Below are 18,274 nucleotides of genomic sequence, written 5' to 3'. Positions count from 1 at the left end.
TCACCCGATGTGGGGTACTTGGTGCATGCCCACTGAACGCCCGGAACCGGCCCGCCACCGGGGCCTCGCCGTGGCCCGGCACTTCGGCACCAAGCTCGGGCTCACCGAGGACCGCGACTTCACCACGTTGTACGACGCCTACACGGTCACCTACGACTTCGCCGCGCCGTTCGTCGTCAGGATCGCCGACGACATGCTGGCTGACCTGCGCGACGATGTCGGGTCGCGGCGGACCGATCGGGTCCTGGCCCTCGGGCGCGATGGACACAGTCTGGCGATCGCGATGCGCCGGCTCGAGCCGGCCTTCTACCAGCGGCACGTGTCGAACCTGGTCGTTTCGCGCGCTCTGGTCGAGAACGCGTTGCAGGATCTCGAGCGCCACACGAAGCAGCGGTTCGCGCAGGTGGACGGCTATCGACGGGTGGCGCCGAGGGTGGATCCGGCGGACACGGTCGGTGGCTTTCGGGTGCTGAGTGAGTACCTGCACGCGGGTGGCGTCCCGGTCGGCAGATCCCGAAGCCGGGTGACGGTGTTCGACACCAGCTTCAAGGGCACGGTGCAGGAACTGCTCGGGGCCGTGTACCCGAACACGACCTTCACCGGGCGGTACGCGATCTTCGGCGAATCGCCGCATGATCCCCATCCGGGCAGCAAGAAGGGGTACGAGGTCCACCTGCGTGCTGCCGAGACGCGGCAGGGCAAGCCGTTCTACGAGCTACCGGCGGACGAGTCGAAGACCTTCGCGCACCAGCTGGCCATCAACGCCGTGGAGGAGTTGCTGGACGGGCCGATGGCGACGGCAGTAAGGATCGCCGCTGGCCGGCCTGTGCAGACGGGGCAGCGCCATCAGCCGGAGCTGTTCCTGGGCCTGAGCCGCGGCCGGATCTCACCGAGGCTTCGATCGCTGCGGGTGCGTGAGGGCGTCAAGGTGGTGAATCTGTATGCGATCGCGGACCGGGCCAATCACACGGCCGCGTTGCGGGACGCGGGCCGGGACTACCGGACCGGGCTGGAGACCGGTGTCACGCGGTACCGCCGCGAGATTCGGGCGTGGATCGGTGGCGGCGAGGTTGATCCGAGGCTCATGGAGTTCCTCGACTCGTTCGTGCACCGGGGCGACAAGCAGCACGCGGAGTTGCTCGAGCGGACCTTGCAGAAGGCTCGGCTGCCGGAGCCTCGGGCCGAGGCGATCTGGGCGGCGTACGACCGTTGCGGTGACGAAGACAAGCAGGTGTTCGTACAGAATGTCCTCAACTCAGTACAGACGGGCGGAGATGTGCATGGGCGGCAGCCGGGGCGACGGGGACCCGATCGAGGAGTGGCTCGCGATCGTGGAGACGAGCGAGAGCTTTGAGGAGTTCGGGGACATCGGCGATGCACCGGGTGGGCCTCCGCCTGCGGTCGGGCCGCCTGCTGTCGCGTTCGCGCCGATGATCGTCGACACGGATGCGGGTGGGGATCCGGACGACTCGGTGGCGATTGTCGCTGCGGCTCGGAGTGTGCCTGAACTGGCGTTGGTGGTGACCAGCGACGAGTACGGCGGGGAGCGGGCGCGGTTCGTTCGGCATCTGCTGAATCTGGCCGGGCGGCCGGAGGTGCCGGTGGTGGCCGGGGCGGATCTGCAGGACGAACCGTTGTACTTCGTGGACGGGCTGTTTCCGCAGGACGTGCCCAAGCAGAGCGAGGATCTGGTGGGCGCGGTGGAAGCGGTGTGCGCGTCCACGCCGGGGCCGGTGCGCTGGGTCGGGATGGGGCCGCTGTCGAACCTCGCCGAGTTGCAGGACAAGCGCCCCGAGTTGGTCGCGAAGATGGTGGTCACGCAGATGGGTGGCGCGGTCAACTACCGGGATCCGTCCCGGGCCGAGCACAACTTCCGGATGGATCCGGCGGCGGTGATCCGGATGCTGCCGGTGCTGGAGCTGTCCGTGCCGACCTTCGTGGTGTCGGACGTGACGTTCAACCCGGCGATGGAGATCCTGCCCGGGTCGCCGATCTACCAGAAGTGGACCGCGGCCGGGAGTCCGCCGTGGGCCTCGGTGCTGCGGGAGCACTGCGACCGGTGGATGGAGCGGTACCCCGGATCGATGCAGCACGACGCGTTGACCCTGGCCGCCGCCGTGCTCTGGCCGGGGGTCCGATTCGTTCGGCAACGGGTCGCGCTGGATCCGCTGGCCCGGATGAGACTCGATGCCGAGGGCATCGAGATCGCGATGTCGATCAGCGCCGACTACGAGGCCTTCATGGAGTGGCTGGAAGCTCGGGTGACCTGACAGGCCTTCACCGAGCGGTGGTGGAAGCGCGCGCCGCCTGACGGGTCGTCAGTTCGGCACGGTGAGGACGAGTTTGCCGAGGTGGGCGCCCTTGTCGAGTTGCAGGTGGGCGTCGGCGACCTGCGAGAGCGGAAACGTTGCGGCGATCACCGGGGCGAATGCGCCGGTGGTGAGGCCGGCGGTGATGAAGGCTTCGGCTCGGGCGAGGCGGAGCGGGTCGCGGCTGGTCTCGTGCATGGTGTACGAGCGGAGGTTGAGGGCGGGGAGGCCCAGGTCGACGCCGGGGTACGGGGTGGGTTGGCCGCTGAGGGCGCCGTACAGGAGGAGGGTGCCTTCGGGGGCGACCAGGCGGGCGAGGTCGGTGATGCCGGGGCCGGCTACGGCGTCGAGGACCATGCGGACGCCTTGGTTGGCGGTCAGTTCGAGGACTCGTTCGGCGATGTCTTCCGTGTTGGTGACGATCACGTGGGTCGCGCCGTGGTCGACGAGGGCGGAGGCCTTGGCCGCCGTACGGGTGAGTGCGATCGTGCGGACGCCGAGGTGGTTGGCGACCTGGATGATCGCCAGGCCGACGCTGCTCGAGGCGGCGTTGAGGAGGACGGTGTCGCCGGGGCGGATGTCGCCGACCTCGACAAGTGCGCCGTACGCCGTGAGGAAGGCCATCCAGGTGGCCGCTCCGGTGATCGCGTCGACGGTGTCGGGGCGGCGGACGACTGCCGCGGCGGGGACGACGGCGCGGTCGGCGTACACGGGGTAGTCGTTCTGGGAGAACGCCGGTACGACGCTGACCGCGTCGCCTGGACTGAGATCGGTGACGCCGGGGCCGACGAGCTCGATCTCGCCGGCGGCCTCGGAGCCGAGCCCGGCGGGGAAACGCCGGACGGGCTCGATGTAGTGGCCGCTGCGGAAGAGGGCCTCGGCGCGGTTGACGCCGATCGCCTGCACGCGGATCCGCACCTCGCCTGGGCCGGGTTCGGCGATCGGATGCTGCTGCACTTGCAGCACTTCCGGGCCGCCGAGTTCGTGGAATCGCACGACTGTTGCCTGCTCGCTCGTCACCCGGATCAGTGAAGCGCGAAGTTTGATGGCTGTCAAACTATGATGAGTGTCGTACTATGAGGGTGTGAACGACGCACGGATCCCACCGCACCCGGAGCTCGGGGACATCGCGCTGCAGCAAGTGTTGGAGGCGATCGTCGACCCCGTACGACGGAGCATCGTCACGCAGTTGGCGCGGTCGACGGACGACATCAAGTGCGGTGGGTTCGACCTCAGTGTGAGTACGTCGACGGCCACGCATCACTTCAAGGTGTTGCGGGAGGCCGGGCTGATTCGCCAGTACTACTTGGGGACGTCGCGGTTGAACACGTTGCGGCGCGACGAGGTGGACCGGGTGTTCCCGGGTCTGCTGGACTCGATCGTCGCTGCCGAGTCCAGTGTTCGGGTGAACTAGCCGCGCGTCAGGCGGCGTACGGCGAGTTCGGCGAGCAGGGCGGAGCCGTCGGGGACGACCGCGTCGTCGAAGTTGGCCAAGGGGGAGTGGTTGTCGGCGGCGGCGTCCGGGTCGGAGATCGCGCAGGCGCTGAGGTTGAGGTAGACGCCGGGGACCTCGTTGAGGACATACGACATGTCCTCGGCGCCGCAGCGCGGGTTGACGCGTTCGCGGAAGCGGTCGGGGCCGAAGAGGTCGACGATCGTGTCGCGGGCGAACTCGTACTGCTCCGGGTTGTTGACGGTCACCGGGTAGCCGATCAGGTAGTCGACCTCGGCGGTCAGGCCGTGCGCGGCCGCGAGCGACTCGACCAGCTGGGTCGAGGTCCGCTGCACCTTCGCGCGGGTCTCCTCGGAGAACGTGCGGATCGTCGCGTCGAAGAACGCGTCGTCCGGGATGATGTTCTCCTTCGTGCCGCCGGCGATCCGCCCGACGGTGAGCACGACCGGGTCGAACACGTCGAACTGCCGGGTGATCATCATCTGCAGCGCGGTCACCAGTTCGCAGGCGACCGGGATCGGGTCCTTACCGCGGTGCGGCGTGGAGCCGTGCGTGCCCGCGCCGACGACGCGGACGTGCAGCTGGTCGGCCGCGGCCATGAACGAACCGGGCTTGCTGCTCCACATGCCGAACGGCTGGCCGGCGGATCCGACGTGCAGGCCGTACGCGTAGTCCGCGCGGCGACCGGCGGCGTCGAGCACGCCCTCACGGATCATGATCGGCGCGCCGCCCGAGGTCTCCTCGCCGGGCTGGAACATGAACACCACGTCGCCCGCGAGCTGGTCACGCATCGCGTGCAGGATCTTCACCGCGCCGAACAGGCCGGCGACGTGCAGGTCGTGGCCGCAGGCATGCATCATGCCGGGATGCGTGGACTTGAACGGTACGTCGGTCCGCTCGGTGACCGGGAGGGCGTCCATGTCGCCGCGGAGCAGGACGACCGGGCGGACGCCTTCGCTGGGTGCGGTGCCGCGCAGTACGGCGGTGACGGAGGAGAGTTCCTTGCCGAGCGTGATCTCGAGGTCGAGGCCGACGAGCGCTTCGAGAACGAGCGCCTGCGACTTCGGCAGGTCGAGGTCGTACTCCGGGACCTGGTGCAGCGCGCGGCGCAGCGCGACGATCTCGGGACGGAACTGCTCGGCGAGGTCGCGGGTCGTGCTGGTCACTCGGTGCCCTCCAGGAGTGCGATCAGGTCGGTCTGCTCGAACATCTTCGCGGTGTCGAGCGCGTTGGGGGATCCGGCAGTGGGGTCGGCGCCGGCGGCGAGCAGGGTGCGGACGATGTCCGGCTCGGCCTTGAAGACCGCCCCGGCGATGGGGGACTGGCCGCGGTCGTTCAGCCGGTTCACGTCGGCGCCGCGGTCGGTCAGCAGCGTCACGGTCGAGGGACGACCGTTGTACGCGGCAAGCATCACGAGAGTGTTGCCGGAGGCATCGGTCAGGTCGACGGGCACACCACCGTCGAGATAGGCAGCCAACCGCTCGTCCTCGCCGTTCCGAGCGAGATCGAAGACGAAGTGCGCTATTTCTGCGAGCTTCTCGGCGTCGGTCACAGGCCGTCCTTGGGGCCGACCTTCAGTGCCTGCATCACCCGCTGGGCGCTGCTGCCGAGTTCGAGGAGTTCTACCAGGTCGAGCCAGCGTTGCGGGTCGGCGACCTCGGTGGGCATCTCCGGGTGGTGGAGGTTGACCGGGGCGTCCGTCGCGACGGCGACGACCTTGGGGGCTACGTCGAGGTAGTCGCTCGCGTCGACGATCTTGCGCTTGACCGACGGGGACATCGGGGTCGACGGGTCGGCCGCCGCGGCGCGGATCTCCGCGAGGCCGCCGTACGCCGTGACGAGCGATGCGGCGGTCTTCTCGCCGACGCCCTTCACGCCGGGCAGGCCGTCGGAGGCGTCGCCGCGGAGCGTGGCGAAGTCGGCGTACCGGTGGGCGGGGATGTCGTACTTGGCGAGCAGCGCCTTCTCGTCGTACACCTCGGCCCGGCCGACACCCTTGGCCGCGGTGTAGATGACGCGGATGCCGCGCGAGTCGTCGATCAGCTGGAACAGGTCCCGGTCGCCGGTGACGACGTCGACCGGCATCGTCGACCGGTGCGACAGCGTGCCGATCACGTCGTCGGCCTCGTGGTCGGCCGCGCCGGCGATGGCGATGCCGAGCGAGTCCAGGCAGGCGCGGATGAACGGCACCTGCACCTCCAGCCGGTCCGGCACCTCCTCGACCTGCTCACCACCGGCGGCGACGTACTCGACCCGCTGGGCCTTGTACGACGGGATCAGCTCGACCCGCCACGACGGCCGCCAGTTGTCGTCCCAGCACGCGACCAGGTGCGTCGGGTGGTGGTTGTCGACCAGCCGCGCGATGAAGTCGAGCAGCCCGCGGATCGCGTTCGTCGGCGTACCGTCAGCCGCCTTCATGGTGTCCGGGACGCCGAAAAAGGCCCGGAAGTAGAGCGACGCGGTGTCGAGCAGCATCAGCCGCTGGGGTGTCTCAGCCATGGGGTGATGCTTTCATGCCAGCGGCCCGGGGCAGTAGGGTCACCTGCGTGGAGGACCTGGATCGCAAAATTGTCGCGCTGCTGGCGTCGGACGGCCGGATGAGCTTCACCGACCTCGGCAAGGCGACGGGCCTGTCCACGTCGGCCGTGCACCAGCGGGTCAAGCGGCTGGAGCAGCGCGGCATCATCCTGGGGTACGCGGCAACGATCGACCACTCCGCGCTCGACCTCCCGCTGACCGCGCTGATCTCGATCCGCCCGATCGACCCCTCGCAGCCCGACGACTCACCCGAGCGCCTCCGCGACGTCCGCGAGATCGAGTCCTGCTACTCCGTCGCCGGCGACTCCAGCTACGTCCTCATCGTCCGCGTCGCGTCCCCGGGCGCGCTCGAGGACCTCCTGGCCACCATCCGCGCCCGGGCCAACGTCTCCACGACGACGACGATCGTCCTCAGCACCCCGTACGAACGCCGCCCACCAGCTCTCTAGCCAGCTCCTCGGCGTACGCCGAGGCCTGCCGGTGGGACTCCTGCAGCGACGTCTCGTGCTGGGGGAGCAGGTGACGCAGCGGATCCATCGTGCGGGCGTAGGTGAGTTCGGGCGTGATCGTGCGGACGTCGAGCGCCATCAGGACCGGGTCACCCAGGATGGTTTCCAGGGTCGGGACCAGGAAGTCCTTGCCGTGCATCGGGGCGCCGGGGCCGTAGCCGCCGCCGCGAGCCGAGACGAGTACGGCGGGGCGGCCCTTGGTGGGCGACGGCTGGAGGCCGATGGTCCGGCCGACGATCATCACGTGGTCGAGCCAGGCCTTGAAGACCGACGGCATCGTGTAGTTGTACAGCGGCACGGCGAAGAGGTAGGCGTCGGCGCCGAGGAACTCCTCGACCAGGTCGTCCTGTACGACGGCCGCAAGCTTCTGCGCGAGGGTGTGGGAGTCCGGTGGGACGACCCGGGAGCTGATGCCGTCGGCATCGAGATGCCCGAGCGGCTGGGCGGCCAGGTCGCGGCGGACGACGTCGCCGGACCAGGCCTCGGTGAAGGTGTCGGCGACCTGGTTGGACAGGGAGTCCTCACCGGAGGCCGAGGCGTCGATGCGGAGCAGGTAGGACACGAGGCGGTGCCTTTCGATGGAAGGTGGTCAGATTCCGCAGCTGTCGGGGCCGCAGGCGCCCTCGCTGCCGCCGACGACCTGGAGGACGGGGTGGGTGTCGGTCCAGGCCTGGTTCATCGCGGTCAGTAGTTGGTCGAGGCCTACGGCGCCGGGGATGGCGTACTTGTGGTCGATGACGATGAAGGGGGCGCCGTGGGCGCCGAGGCGTTCGGCCTCGAGCTGGTCGGCGGCGACCGCGTCGCGGTAGCGGCGGGTGGTGAGGGCTTCCTCGGCGCCGTCCAGGCCGAGTTCGGCGGCGAAGGCGAGGACCTCCTCCAGCGTCCAGAACTTGCGGGCCTCGCCGAAGTGGGCGTGGAAGATGGCGGTCCAGACCTCGTTGCCGCGGCCTTGGGCGGTCGCAAAAGCGAGGAGTTCGTGCGCGTAGTCCGTGGGGCCGAGCGTTCGGTCGAGGGCGTGGTACGACGCCAGGCCTTCGGCGTGGGCGGCGGCCTCGATCGGGCCGAAGACGGTGGTCTCGGTCGACGCCGGCATGTTGTGCATCCGCAGCAGTTCGCGCTGGGTGACGCCTTCGCGCGGCAGGTCGGGGTGGAGCTGGATCGACCGGTGCACGATCTCGACCTCGTCGGCGTGCTCGAAGCGCTCCATCGCGAGGTGCAGCCGGTTGTCCATCAGGCCGCAGTACGGGCAGACGACGTCGGACCAGAACTCGATCTTCATAGGGGTTCCTCCTGATACTTACATTCTGTTCGTAACCCCACTGTGCATTAGAATCAGAGGGCTTACAAAAGGCACATTCATGTGCGTGGGAGGTTGCCGTGGAAGGCAGAAAGGCCCGGACGAACGTCCGGGCGGCCGTGCGCCGGGCGCCCGGCCCGTGCGAGCACTGGGGTGACCGGGACGCCGACTTCATCCGCGAGATCCTCGACCTGGTCGGCGACAAGTGGAGCGTGCTGATCATCGGCACGCTCGCCGACGGCCCGATCCGCTACTCCGACCTCGGGCACGCGATCCCCGGCATCTCCCAGCGCATGCTGACGCTGACCCTCAAGCAGCTGCAGCGCAGCGGAATCGTCAGCAGGACGGCGTACGCCGAAGTGCCGCCCCGCGTCGAGTACGCGCTGACCGACATCGGCACGTCACTGCTCTCGACCGTGCTCGCGATGGCCGCCTGGTCGGCCGACCACCACCAGGAGATTCGCCGCCGCCAGGCGACGTTCGACCAGACCGAGGCCTAGCCGGCAGCCGGCTCCTCAGAGGCCTCCGGGTCCTCAGGAACGACCGGCTCCTCGCTCGCCGTCTTCTGCGCCATGAACGCCGCGTACCCCCGCCCCGGCGTACTCCCCGGCTCGGTCAGCAACGACGTGACGGTCAGCCCGGCCGCCGCCAGCAACTCGGTGATCACCTCGGGCCGGTACAAGTACGCCGTGTAGCTCACCGCAACGCCGTACGCCTTCTCCGGCTGCAGCGTCTCGTCCTGCCCGGAGTGCGTCCCGATCAGCACCCGCCCACCCGGCCGCAGCACCCGCGCGAACTCGGTGAACAGCCCGGGCAGCTCCTCGCGCGGGATGTGGAACGTCGAGTACCACGCCAGTACGCCGCCGAGCTCGCCGTCCTTGAACGGCAGCTCGGTCATCGACCCGACCTCGAACGTCACGCCCGGGTAGTTCTTGCGCGCCAGCTCGACCATCTTCGGCGACAGGTCGATCCCGGAGATGTCGCAGCCGACGGCCTTCAGGAAGCCCGTGGTCCGCCCGGCGCCGCAGCCGAGGTCCACGATCGGGTCGCCGGTCAGTTCCGCGAACGCCGTCAGCATCGCCCGCTCGATCGGGTTCCCGGCCATCCGGTCCTTCACCAGCTCGTGGTACGCGTCCGCGACGTTGTCGTACGACGACCTCGTGGCGGCAAGGTGTTCAGTCACCGCGACAGATTAGTCGCTCCCCGTAGCGGCTCAGTACCCGCCCGCGTCGACGAGCTGGGTGTCCACGCCGAGCACCCGGATCTTGCCGCCGCCCTTGGCCGGTACGGCGAGCGCGACCTGGTACTGGGTCGTGCTGGTGAGCGCGTTGTCGTACTGCGTCGTACTGAACGCCGACTGCAGCGACGTCCCCCACGAGAACGAGAAGCCGGGCTGAGTCTCCAGCACGTAGGCGTTGCTCAGGGTCGCGAAGACCAGTGCCTCGCCCGAGGCCGCGACGAAGGTGGCCGGCGGATTGGGGAGGGTGACGGTCGCGGAGACCTTGCGGATCGCCTTCGCGTTGTTCGAGGCCGGTTGCTTGCTCTTGGCCACATCTGCCAGCACCGCGTTGACGTCCGGCGACGGCGCGAACTGTGCCGCCTGGGGGGCCTTCGCGCCCGCGGTCAGGTACTGCGCGAACGCCTTCGCCGCGGCCTCCGGAGCCGCGACGAGCTTGGACGAGTCCGCTTTGGTCGCTACGCGAAGTCCAGTGAGGTCCGGGATCTTCGTGGTCGTCCTGGGCGCCGCCGAGAAGGTCTGGATCCACGGGCTGCCCGCGGACTCGCGCTCCCACATCCCCAGGTGCGTGTGGTCCTTGGAGCTGGAGAGCCCGGAGAAGGTGACGAACGACATCGGGTATCCGCCGTACGACGGCGCGCCGATCTTCGGCGCGGTGTAGCTGAACGGCCCGTCGACCTTCTTGCCGGCCTTGTCGGTGGCCCGGCCGATCGTGTAGCCGGCCTGGCTGGCGCGCAGCAGCGGCCCGGACTCGATGGTCGCGATCAGCTTGTCGTTGCGGGCCTTGTTGGCGGCGTTGTTCACGTCGTTGTAGTGCTTGATCACCGCCGTCGCGCTGTCCGCGGTGATCGCCGGCCGGGTCAGGCTGTCGACGGTGTCCGTCGCAGGAATCGCCGAGCAGCCGGTCGCCAACGCCAGCACGAGCGGCACGGCCAGCACCCGCCGGACCTGCCCGCCGCTTCCCGGCCCGCTGCCGAACTGCCCGGCGCCGACCGGCTGGTCGGGAGTCGCCGTCGTGGTTGCCGTCGGCACGCTCTGCGGCTTCGAGCTGCCACCGCGCCGGACCATCAGCAGGACCCCACCAGCAAGCAGCAGCAGCCCGACGACCAGAATCCCCAGCCCGGCCAGGAAAGCCCCGTTGAGCTCGATCCCGAAGTCGGCTCGGACATCCAGCGCCTGCTTGCCGTCGGCCCGCAGGATGACGACGTCGTACGGCCCGTCCTCGATCGGCCACGCGATCGACTGCGTCCCGGGACCGTTCGCCTTCGCCGACCACCAGTCCAAGGAGTTCGGTGCGGTCAGCGGATCGGTGGTGCCCTTGCGCTCCTGCGTCGTCAGGGCGATCGGGTACTCGACCTGCGCCAGCGACGTGTACGCCTTGTTCTTCAGGTAGCTCGCGACGTCCAGGTCGCGGGCCACTCCGACGAACACCGGCGAACCGTCCGCCGAGTGCGCCTTCACGTGCAGCGTCGGCCCGTGCCGGTCGAGCAGGTCGGGGGTGCTCGCGATCGCGAGTCCCTTGCTGGTCAGGGTTTGCTCCCCGGCGTACACCGTGTCGTCGGGACCGACGAGCCAGAAGGCCGTGAACGCGCCGACCACGGCGACGGCCAGGCCGAGCAGCGCGAGCAAGAGGCCGAGCAGGAACCTGACAAAGCGCACAGCGAACTCCCGGGAACGAGCAGCCGGCCCCGAGCCGGCTGATTCGTCCGCCGACGCTAGCGGTTGCCGGGAGCACCGACCTTGTCGCGGGTCGTTCGTTGCAGGAAGTTGCAGAACTGTAAGTCTTCCGCCAGTGCCGCTGACCCCTGTGCGGCGGCACCGGCGGAAGCCGATCAGGTGCTGCGCGATCAGACGATGGGCAGCAGCTTCTGGGCTTCAGCGGCGGCGCGGGAGGCCGCGGCCTGCTCGGTGGCGGCGGCGATCGAGTCGCCGGCGTGGGTACGCCACCAGTCCTGACCTTCGGCGGGCAGGGTGTCGATCGGGTCGTAGTACTCGTAGGTGCGGTTCAGCGCCTCCGGGTCCTGCTGCTCGATCCCGGTCCGGTAGTTCTTCTTCCAGTACGAGATGCCGCGCACCTCGTCGTACTCGGACAGCTGGTGCACCCAGCGCTTGCCGACGTACGGGACGTCGCAGACGATCCGCGGCGTCGCGAAGCCGGGCAGGTAGCCGAGGATGCCGTGCTGCAGGTGCTGCGCGTCCTTGACCGAGACCCGCCAGTGCTCGGAGAACGGGATCATGTCGCACATGTAGAAGTAGTACGGCGTGATGGTGGCGCCGTCGAGCAGCGCGAAGCACAGGTCGAGCAGCTGCGGCACCGAGTCGTTGACGCCGCGCATCAGCACGCCCTGGTTGCGCACGTCGCGCAGCCCGGCCTCGAACATCGCCTTGGTCGCCTCGGCCACCAGCGGCGTGACCGACTGGGCCGCGTTCACGTGGGTGTGCATGGCAACCATCACGCCACGCTGCCGGGCGATGGTGGCGACCCGCTCGACGCCGGTACGGACGTCGTCGGACAGCCAGTGCTGCGGCATGCCCATCAGCGCCTTGGTGGCCAGCCGGATGTCGCGGATGTTCTCGATCTCCAGCAGGCTGGTCAGGAACGCCTCCAGCCGCGGCCAAGGCATGTTCGCCACGTCGCCGCCGGACACCACGACGTCCCGTACGCCGGGGTTGCGGCGCAGGTAGTCGAGCATGTCGTCGAGGCGCTGCTGCGGCTTGATCGTGAACTTCAGCTTGTCGATCACCGGCGTCGAGTTGCCGACCAGGTCCATCCGGGTGCAGTGCCCGCAGTACTGCGGGCAGGTGGGCAGCACCTCGGCCAGGACCTTCGTCGGGTAGCGGTGGGTCAACCCCTCCGTGGCCCACATCTCGTGCTCGTGCAGCGAGTCGCGCGTCGCGTGCGGGTGCGACGCCCAGTCCGTCCGGCGGTCCGTGAACATCGGCAGCATGTAGCGCCGTACGGGATCCGCGTAGAAGGCCTCGGTGTAGTCCGCGGCACCCTGAGGGACGATCGTGTTCAGCATCTGCGGCGGGAGCAGCATCGACATCGTCGCGCGCTCGGCCTGGTCGCGGGACAGGTCCTCGTAGACGCGCTCCTCGAGCAGGTCGCCCATGACGTCGCGCAGCTGCTTGACGTTCTTCACGCAGTGCGAGCGCTGCCACTGCACCGAGCGCCACTCCTCGGCGGTGACGTCCTTGAAGCCCGGCATCCGGGTCCAGTCGGGCTCGACGAGCTCCGTCCGGGCGTAGGCGTACGGCTGGCCGTCGGGGACGGTCAGCTCCGGGCTGATCAGATCGGTCACAGAAGTCCTCCGGGGGCTCCACGGGCGATGCGGTCTCATGTGAGGATAGCGATAGAACTTCCCTCAGATCCAACAGTACGCCGCAAGAATTCCTTTGCAGACCCGGAATCAGTAGTATTTTGCCCGGCTCATCCCCGAGCCGCGAACCCTGGAGGCAGCGTGTCGTCGAGCCCCGTCGGACTGCACCGCGTGATCGAGCCGGCCGGTGTGCTGCCGCAGGCGGCGGCCCGGCTGGACGCGCATCCCGAGTTGTGGCCGGATGAGATCCGGATCGCCGTCGAGCGGCTGAACCTGGACGCCGCGTCGTACCGGCAGTTGGACGAGGCGCACGGCCACGACGGCGAGGCCGTACGGCGGGCGGTGCTGGAGATCGTGGCGGCCCGCGGCAAGATGCAGAACCCGGTCACCGGGTCGGGCGGCATGCTGGTCGGCGTCGTCGACGAGGTCGGGCCGGAGTCGCCGCTCGGCGTGAAGCCGGGGGACCGGGTCGCGACGCTGGTCTCGCTGACGCTCACCCCGCTGCAGATCACCGACGGGCTGCGCCGGTGGGACGGTCGCAGCGAGCAGGTTCCGGCCGAGGGGCACGCGATCCTGTTCGCCCGGTCGATCGTCGCGAAGCTGCCCGACGACCTGGCCCCGGAGCTGTCGCTGGCCGTGATGGACGTCTGCGGCGCGCCCGCGCTGACCGCGCGCGTGGTGCGCGAGTATGTCGACAAAGGCATAAAGCCTGTCGTGTCAGTAATTGGCGGCGCAGGGAAATCCGGCTCGCTCGCGCTGGCCGCGGCCCGCCGTTCCGGCGCGGCGCGCACGATCGGGATCGTGCCGGTCGAGGTCGAGCGGGAGCGGCTCGTCAATGCGGATCTGGCCGACGTCGTCGCGCTGGCCGACGCCCGCGACCCGGTGGCTCTCGCGACCGCGGTCGAGGAGTCCGGGGGACCGGCGGACATCACCGTGGTCTGCGTCGACGTACCGGGCTGCGAGCACGGTGCGGTGCTCGCGACGGCGTCCGGCGGCACTGTGATCTTCTTCTCGATGGCGACCTCGTTCTCGGCCGCCGCGCTCGGCGCCGAGGGGCTCGCGGCCGACGTGACGATGCTCGTCGGCAACGGCTACGTGCCCGGTCACGCCGACTACGCGCTCGAGCTGCTGCGCTCCGAGCCGGGTGTCCGGCGACTCTTCGAAGGCCGGCTGAAGGCGGAGGGGCAGGATTAGCCCTGTGCGCACACTTCTGACGAACGGTTCCGTCTACTCACCCGCCGACCCCCACGCGACTGCGATCGCGTTCGACGACGGCGTGGTCACCTGGCTCGGCGACGACAGCAGCGCCTCGTCGTACGCGAACGGCGCGGACGAGGTGATCGACCTCCAGGGCAAGCTCGTCACGCCCGCGTTCGTCGACGCCCACGTCCACACCGCGCAGACCGGCGCCCTGCTGACCGGCCTCGACCTGGTCGGCACGACCAGCCTGACCGAGGCTCTCGACCGCCTTGCCGCATTCGCAGGCACCCTGCCGACGGACGCCGTGATCGACGGCGCCGGCTGGGACGAGACGAAGTGGCCCGAGGGTAGGCCGCCGACGTCCGAGGAACTGGACCGCGCCGGTGGCGACCGCCGGGTCTACCTGTCCCGCGTCGACGGCCACTCCGGTGTCATCTCGTCCTCCCTGGCCAAGGCTATCGAGGGACTGGAAGGTCAGGCCGGGTACGACGCGAGCGGGCGGGTCGAGCGCGACGCGCACCACGCCGTACGGGACGCGTTGAGCGAGCTGGTCGGACCCGACCAGCGGCTCTCCGACGCGCGGGCGGCCGTGAAGGCGATGGCCGAGCGGGGGATCGGCGCGTTCCACGAGATGGCGGCGCCGCACATCGGTCCGGTCTGGGAGCTGCCGCTGGTCCGCCAGGCCGCGGACGAATTGGGGCTCTCGGCAACCTTGTACTGGGGTGAGCTCGGCGTCTTCGACAACCTGACGCAGTACGGCCTCGCCGGGCTGGCCGGTGACCTGAACGCCGACGGCGCGCTGGGTTCGCGGACGGCCGCGCTGCGAGCGCCGTACGCCGACCGCGAGGATCACCGCGGGCACGCCTACCTGACGGCCGAGCAGATCGCCGAGCACGTGATCGCCTGCACCGAGAAGGGCGTCCAGGCAGGCTTCCACTGCATCGGAGACCTTGCCCTCGACAACATTTCCCGCGGCTTCGAGCTGGCCGCCGAGAAGGTCGGAGTACCGGCCCTGCTCGCTGCGCGGCACCGGCTGGAGCACGTCGAGATGCCGGACGCGGCGGTCGTCGCGACGCTCGCGAAGTGTGGCGTCGTGGCCAGCGTGCAGCCGATGTTCGACGGGCACTGGGGTGGTCCGGACGGCATGTACGCCGAGCGCGTGGGCGACCGCTGGGAGGGCATGAACCCGTTCGGCACGCTGCAGCGCGCGGGCGTCGTCCTGGCCTTCGGGTCGGACTCGCCGGTGACCTCGCTCGGCGGTTGGGAAGCCGTTCGTGCGGCCGCGTTCCACCGGACCGAGTCGGAGCGGATCACCGTGCGGGCCGCGTTCCAGGCTCACACCCGTGGCGGCTGGCGGGCGGCCGGGATCGACGACGCGGGCGTGCTCGCGCCCGGTACGGCGGCGACGTACGCGGTGTGGGAGATCGACGCCGACCTCGTCGTCCAGACGCCGGACCCGCGGGTCGCGGCCTGGTCGACTGACCCGGGCGCCGGCGTACCGGTACTGCCTGATCTGAGTGACGAAGCTGTTGTCCCGAGCTGCTTGCGGACCGCCGTCGGTGGTCGGCTGGTGTACGAATCCGAAGGATGGTCCCAGTGACCCGTGCTGTGAAGAAGCTCGACCTCGATCCGGTCACCGTCCGGAAGGCGCGCAGTCTGGCGCGCAAGGCCGGCAAGCCGATCGTGAACATCGCCAAGCAGCACACGACGGTCTCGGTCGAGCGGGCCGTGCTGCGGCTGGCGGGCCTGGCCGGTGCGGACTCCGAGGGCATCCCGTGGGTGAACCGGCTGGCCGACACCGTCCGGGCCGACGTCGGCCTGGAGCACGGGCTGGCGCTGCCGGTGTGGGACGCACTGGTCCGCGGCGAGGCCGAGGACCTGTCGGTGCTGGCGCAGAAGGCGGCGTCGGGCTCGGTCACGTTCCGGCTGCCGGAAGGGCGGGACGCCGTACGGGCTCGTGCCGCGGCGCGGAAGGCCGCGGCCGGCGGGATGAAGAAGGTCGACGGGCGGCGCCGTGAGCGGGACCGGCTGATCGCCAAGCACGGCGACCCCGAGCAGCGGCCGTGGATCTACCTGATCGTTGCCACCGGCGACATCTACGAGGACATCCCGCAGGCCCAGGCGGCCGCGCGGGCCGGCGCGGACATCATCGCGGTGATCCGGTCGACCGGGCAGTCGCTGCTCGACTACGTGCCTGAGGGCGCGACCCGCGAGGGTTTCGCCGGGACGTACGCGACGCAGGAGAACTTCCGCCTGATGCGCGCGGCGCTGGACGAGTCGTCGCGCGAGCTCGGCCGGTACATCCGGCTGACCAACTACGCGTCCGGGTTGTGCATGCCGGAGATCGCGACGCTGGCCGGGCTGCAGCGGCTCGACATGATGTTGAACGACTCGATGTACGGGATCCTGTTCCGCGACATCAACCCGATCCGGACCTTCGTCGACCAGCGGTTCAGTCGCCAGATCCACGCCCGTGCCGGGATCATCATCAACACCGGCGAGGACAACTACCTGACCACCGCGGACGCCGTCGAGGCCGCGCACACGGTGACGGTGTCGCAGCTGCTGAACGAGTACTTCGCCAAGGAGGCCGGGCTCGAGGACTGGCAGCTCGGGCTCGGGCACGCGTTCGAGATCACCCCGGAGATCCCGGACTCGTTCCGGATGGAGCTCGCGCACGCGATGCTGGCCCGGCAGCTGTTCCCGGACGCGCCGCTGAAGTGGATGCCGCCGACCCGGCACATGACCGGTGACGTGTTCCGCGGCTACCTGCTCGATGGGTTCTTCAACCTGGTCGGCGCGATGACCGGGCAGGGCATCCTGCTGGTCGGGATGATGACCGAGGCCGTGGTCACGCCGTGGATCTCCGACCGCGACCTGGCGCTGCAGAACGTCCGGTACGTGTTGGGTGCCGCGGGCAAGCTTCACGAGGACTTCCATCCCGCGCCGGACGGCTTCATCGCGAACCGGGCGCGGCAGGTGCTGGCCGAGTCGATCGACCTGCTGGACCGGATCGTCGACGAGGGCCTGCTGAACGCGATCGGTGACGGCACCTTCGGGCTGATGAAGCGCCCGCAGGACGCGGGCCGCGGCCTGGAGGGCGTGGCCCGCCGGTCGGCGGCGTACTACAACCCGGCGATCGAGCTGCTCGAGGAGGCGCAGTGAGCATCATCAGGCCGTACGGCGACACCACCGGCGACGGGATGGTGCAGATGTCGTTCACGCTGCCGGTCCCGCACGACAAGCGGGCCGAGGGCGCCGCGGTGCAGCTGGCCAACAAGATGGGGATGGACCCCGCGCTCGTCGTGCACGCGAAGCCGATGGGTCCGGACTTCACCTTCTTCGTCGTGTACGGGCCGGTGAACCACCTGGTCGACACCAGCAAGGTCGAGGTGATCGAGCGCGACTACCCGCTGCTCGCGCCGAAGGACGCGAACCTTGCCATCCGCAAGGGACTGCGCCGCCGGCTGACCGTGGTCGGTGCCTGCATCGGGACCGACGCGCACACCGTCGGCATCGACGCGATCATGAACATCAAGGGGTTCGCGGGGGAGAAGGGCCTGGAGTACTACCGGGAGCTGAAGGTGGTCAATCTCGGTGCGCAGGTCGCCGTACCGGAGCTGGTTCGGCGGGCCAAGGCCGAGAAGGCGGACGCGATCCTGGTCTCGCAGGTGGTCACCCAGCGCGAGGCGCACGTGCTGAACACCAAGGAGATGTCGGCCGCGTTCCGCGAGGCCTATCCGGAGGAGACGCGGCCGGTGTTGGTTGCCGGTGGCCCCCGTTTCACCGAGCAGATGGCCGGCGACCTCGGGGTCGACCGGGTCTTCGGTCGCGGTACGACGCCGGGTGAGGTGGCCAGCTACCTGGTCGACGTACTGGTGACGAAGCGGGTCCGCACCCCGAACAGGAGAAGCGCATGAGCAACGCCGAGGTCGGTCTGTCGGTCACCCACCGCCGGTACGTGCCGTACAGCCACGCGCACTACGCCGGCCATCTGGTCGACGGCGCGTACGTGCTCGGCCTGTTCGGCGACGTCGCGACCGAGGTCTGCATCGTCGCCGACGGAGATGAAGGATTGTTCGCTTCGTACTCCGATGTCCAGTTCTTGCAGCCCTTGCGAGCCGGCGACATGGTCGAGGTGACGGCAACGATCTCCCGCGTCGGCACCCGCAGCCGCGAGCTCGACTTCGCCGCGTACGTCGTGTGCCGCGGCCGGCCGGACAAGTCCGAGTCGGCGGCCGAGGTGCTGCCCGAGCCGCTGCTGATCACCCGGGCGACCGGAACGGTCGTTGTCCCGGTCGCGTGACATTTAGTTGCCCAGGGTAACGATGACCTTGCGTGCCGAGACGGCTCTGTAACGTGACTTCGGTTTCCCAGGGCCGTTATTCCCTTGAGGACAGCCGAAAGTGTT

Annotated in this window: 19 protein-coding genes; 10 read left to right on the top strand and 9 right to left on the bottom strand. The window is 69.5% G+C overall.

The features are described from left to right. Nucleotides 1–25: 25 nt before the first annotated feature. Entirely contained in the window at nucleotides 26–1,354 is a 1,329-nt protein-coding gene (locus tag ACYVIO_RS33520; RefSeq protein ID WP_460654956.1) for a hypothetical protein, read from the top strand. Beyond that, nucleotides 1,281–2,270 (top strand): nucleoside hydrolase, encoded by a 990-nt coding sequence (locus ACYVIO_RS33515; protein WP_460654955.1) that lies wholly within the window; start codon nucleotides 1,281–1,283, stop codon nucleotides 2,268–2,270. The genes ACYVIO_RS33520 and ACYVIO_RS33515 overlap by 74 nt, the downstream gene beginning before the upstream one ends. 48 nt (nucleotides 2,271–2,318) lie before the next feature. On the opposite strand, the gene ACYVIO_RS33510 is transcribed toward ACYVIO_RS33515, so the two are convergent. Next, nucleotides 2,319–3,329, bottom strand: a complete 1,011-nt coding sequence (locus ACYVIO_RS33510; RefSeq protein WP_460654954.1) for a zinc-dependent alcohol dehydrogenase family protein — start codon at nucleotides 3,327–3,329, stop codon at nucleotides 2,319–2,321. A 64-nt stretch (nucleotides 3,330–3,393) separates the two neighbouring features. On the opposite strand from ACYVIO_RS33510, the gene ACYVIO_RS33505 reads away from it, so the two are divergent. Further along, on the top strand, nucleotides 3,394–3,723 hold the full coding sequence (locus ACYVIO_RS33505; RefSeq protein WP_460654953.1) for an ArsR/SmtB family transcription factor: 330 nt from the start codon (nucleotides 3,394–3,396) through the stop codon (nucleotides 3,721–3,723). On the opposite strand, the gene ACYVIO_RS33500 is transcribed toward ACYVIO_RS33505, so the two are convergent. The 3 genes from ACYVIO_RS33500 to ACYVIO_RS33490 are packed head-to-tail and all read right to left on the bottom strand — an operon-like array spanning nucleotide 3,720 to nucleotide 6,237. After that, nucleotides 3,720–4,928: a M20 metallopeptidase family protein gene (locus ACYVIO_RS33500; protein WP_460654952.1), complete on the bottom strand. Its 1,209-nt coding sequence runs from the start codon at nucleotides 4,926–4,928 to the stop codon at nucleotides 3,720–3,722. The two genes, ACYVIO_RS33505 and ACYVIO_RS33500, sit on opposite strands and share 4 nt — an antisense overlap. After that, nucleotides 4,925–5,314, bottom strand: a complete 390-nt coding sequence (locus tag ACYVIO_RS33495; protein ID WP_460654951.1) for an ankyrin repeat domain-containing protein — start codon at nucleotides 5,312–5,314, stop codon at nucleotides 4,925–4,927. The genes ACYVIO_RS33500 and ACYVIO_RS33495 overlap by 4 nt, the downstream gene beginning before the upstream one ends. Then, nucleotides 5,311–6,237 (bottom strand): 5'-3' exonuclease, encoded by a 927-nt coding sequence (locus tag ACYVIO_RS33490; RefSeq protein WP_460655466.1) that lies wholly within the window; start codon nucleotides 6,235–6,237, stop codon nucleotides 5,311–5,313. Before ACYVIO_RS33490 ends, ACYVIO_RS33495 begins: the two co-directional genes overlap by 4 nt. Nucleotides 6,238–6,308: 71 nt before the next feature. Here ACYVIO_RS33490 and ACYVIO_RS33485 point away from each other — a divergent pair, with 71 nt between their 5' ends. Beyond that, nucleotides 6,309–6,749, top strand: coding sequence for an Lrp/AsnC family transcriptional regulator (locus ACYVIO_RS33485; RefSeq protein ID WP_460654950.1), 441 nt, complete (start codon nucleotides 6,309–6,311; stop codon nucleotides 6,747–6,749). On the opposite strand, the gene ACYVIO_RS33480 is transcribed toward ACYVIO_RS33485, so the two are convergent. Beyond that, entirely contained in the window at nucleotides 6,712–7,371 is a 660-nt protein-coding gene (locus ACYVIO_RS33480) for an FMN-dependent NADH-azoreductase (RefSeq protein WP_460654949.1), read from the bottom strand. The genes ACYVIO_RS33485 and ACYVIO_RS33480 overlap by 38 nt on opposite strands. Nucleotides 7,372–7,398: 27 nt before the next feature. Then, on the bottom strand, nucleotides 7,399–8,088 hold the full coding sequence (locus tag ACYVIO_RS33475) for a DsbA family oxidoreductase (RefSeq protein ID WP_460654948.1): 690 nt from the start codon (nucleotides 8,086–8,088) through the stop codon (nucleotides 7,399–7,401). A 98-nt stretch (nucleotides 8,089–8,186) separates the two neighbouring features. Between ACYVIO_RS33475 and ACYVIO_RS33470 the strand changes: the two genes are divergently transcribed. Beyond that, complete coding sequence (locus ACYVIO_RS33470) at nucleotides 8,187–8,606, top strand: winged helix-turn-helix transcriptional regulator (RefSeq protein WP_460654947.1); 420 nt, start codon at nucleotides 8,187–8,189, stop codon at nucleotides 8,604–8,606. Here the strand turns inward: ACYVIO_RS33470 and ACYVIO_RS33465 are convergent. From ACYVIO_RS33465 to ACYVIO_RS33455, 3 genes are all read right to left on the bottom strand, one after another. Further along, nucleotides 8,603–9,289: a class I SAM-dependent methyltransferase gene (locus ACYVIO_RS33465; RefSeq protein ID WP_460654946.1), complete on the bottom strand. Its 687-nt coding sequence runs from the start codon at nucleotides 9,287–9,289 to the stop codon at nucleotides 8,603–8,605. The genes ACYVIO_RS33470 and ACYVIO_RS33465 overlap by 4 nt on opposite strands. 30 nt (nucleotides 9,290–9,319) lie before the next feature. Then, nucleotides 9,320–11,002 (bottom strand): hypothetical protein, encoded by a 1,683-nt coding sequence (locus ACYVIO_RS33460; RefSeq protein ID WP_460654945.1) that lies wholly within the window; start codon nucleotides 11,000–11,002, stop codon nucleotides 9,320–9,322. Nucleotides 11,003–11,190: 188 nt separating this feature from the next. Continuing rightward, a complete protein-coding gene (locus tag ACYVIO_RS33455) occupies nucleotides 11,191–12,645 on the bottom strand; it encodes a KamA family radical SAM protein (protein WP_460654944.1) in 1,455 nt (484 codons plus the stop codon). A gap of 159 nt (nucleotides 12,646–12,804) precedes the next feature. Here ACYVIO_RS33455 and kdd point away from each other — a divergent pair, with 159 nt between their 5' ends. The 5 genes from kdd to kal are packed head-to-tail and all read left to right on the top strand — an operon-like array spanning nucleotide 12,805 to nucleotide 18,169. Beyond that, a complete protein-coding gene (kdd, locus tag ACYVIO_RS33450; RefSeq protein WP_460654943.1) occupies nucleotides 12,805–13,857 on the top strand; it encodes an L-erythro-3,5-diaminohexanoate dehydrogenase in 1,053 nt (350 codons plus the stop codon). A gap of 4 nt (nucleotides 13,858–13,861) precedes the next feature. Further along, complete coding sequence (locus ACYVIO_RS33445) at nucleotides 13,862–15,463, top strand: amidohydrolase (protein WP_460654942.1); 1,602 nt, start codon at nucleotides 13,862–13,864, stop codon at nucleotides 15,461–15,463. Beyond that, the gene (gene kamD / locus ACYVIO_RS33440) at nucleotides 15,460–17,028 is read left to right on the top strand and encodes a lysine 5,6-aminomutase subunit alpha (RefSeq protein ID WP_460654941.1); all 1,569 of its coding nucleotides are present in this window, start codon (nucleotides 15,460–15,462) and stop codon (nucleotides 17,026–17,028) included. The genes ACYVIO_RS33445 and kamD overlap by 4 nt, the downstream gene beginning before the upstream one ends. Further along, complete coding sequence (gene kamE / locus ACYVIO_RS33435) at nucleotides 17,025–17,783, top strand: lysine 5,6-aminomutase subunit beta (RefSeq protein ID WP_460654940.1); 759 nt, start codon at nucleotides 17,025–17,027, stop codon at nucleotides 17,781–17,783. Before kamD ends, kamE begins: the two co-directional genes overlap by 4 nt. Continuing rightward, on the top strand, nucleotides 17,780–18,169 hold the full coding sequence (gene kal / locus ACYVIO_RS33430; RefSeq protein WP_460654939.1) for a 3-aminobutyryl-CoA ammonia lyase: 390 nt from the start codon (nucleotides 17,780–17,782) through the stop codon (nucleotides 18,167–18,169). The genes kamE and kal overlap by 4 nt, the downstream gene beginning before the upstream one ends. Nucleotides 18,170–18,274 lie beyond the last annotated feature (105 nt).

The sequence above is a fragment of the Kribbella endophytica genome (assembly GCF_054781295.1).
Note: the sequence above shows the minus strand (reverse complement) of the source record. Positions and strands in the feature narration are given on the sequence as shown.

Bases quoted from the DNA above. Each gene is read 5' to 3' on its own strand.
- ACYVIO_RS33475 (WP_460654948.1), bottom strand. From the start codon at position 8,088: ATGAAGATCGAGTTCTGGTCCGACGTCGTCTGCCCGTACTGCGGCCTG.
- ACYVIO_RS33490 (WP_460655466.1), bottom strand. From the start codon at position 6,237: ATGCTGCTCGACACCGCGTCGCTCTACTTCCGGGCCTTTTTCGGCGTC.
- ACYVIO_RS33520 (WP_460654956.1), top strand. From the start codon at position 26: ATGCCCACTGAACGCCCGGAACCGGCCCGCCACCGGGGCCTCGCCGTG.
- kal (WP_460654939.1), top strand. From the start codon at position 17,780: ATGAGCAACGCCGAGGTCGGTCTGTCGGTCACCCACCGCCGGTACGTG.
- ACYVIO_RS33515 (WP_460654955.1), top strand. From the start codon at position 1,281: ATGGGCGGCAGCCGGGGCGACGGGGACCCGATCGAGGAGTGGCTCGCG.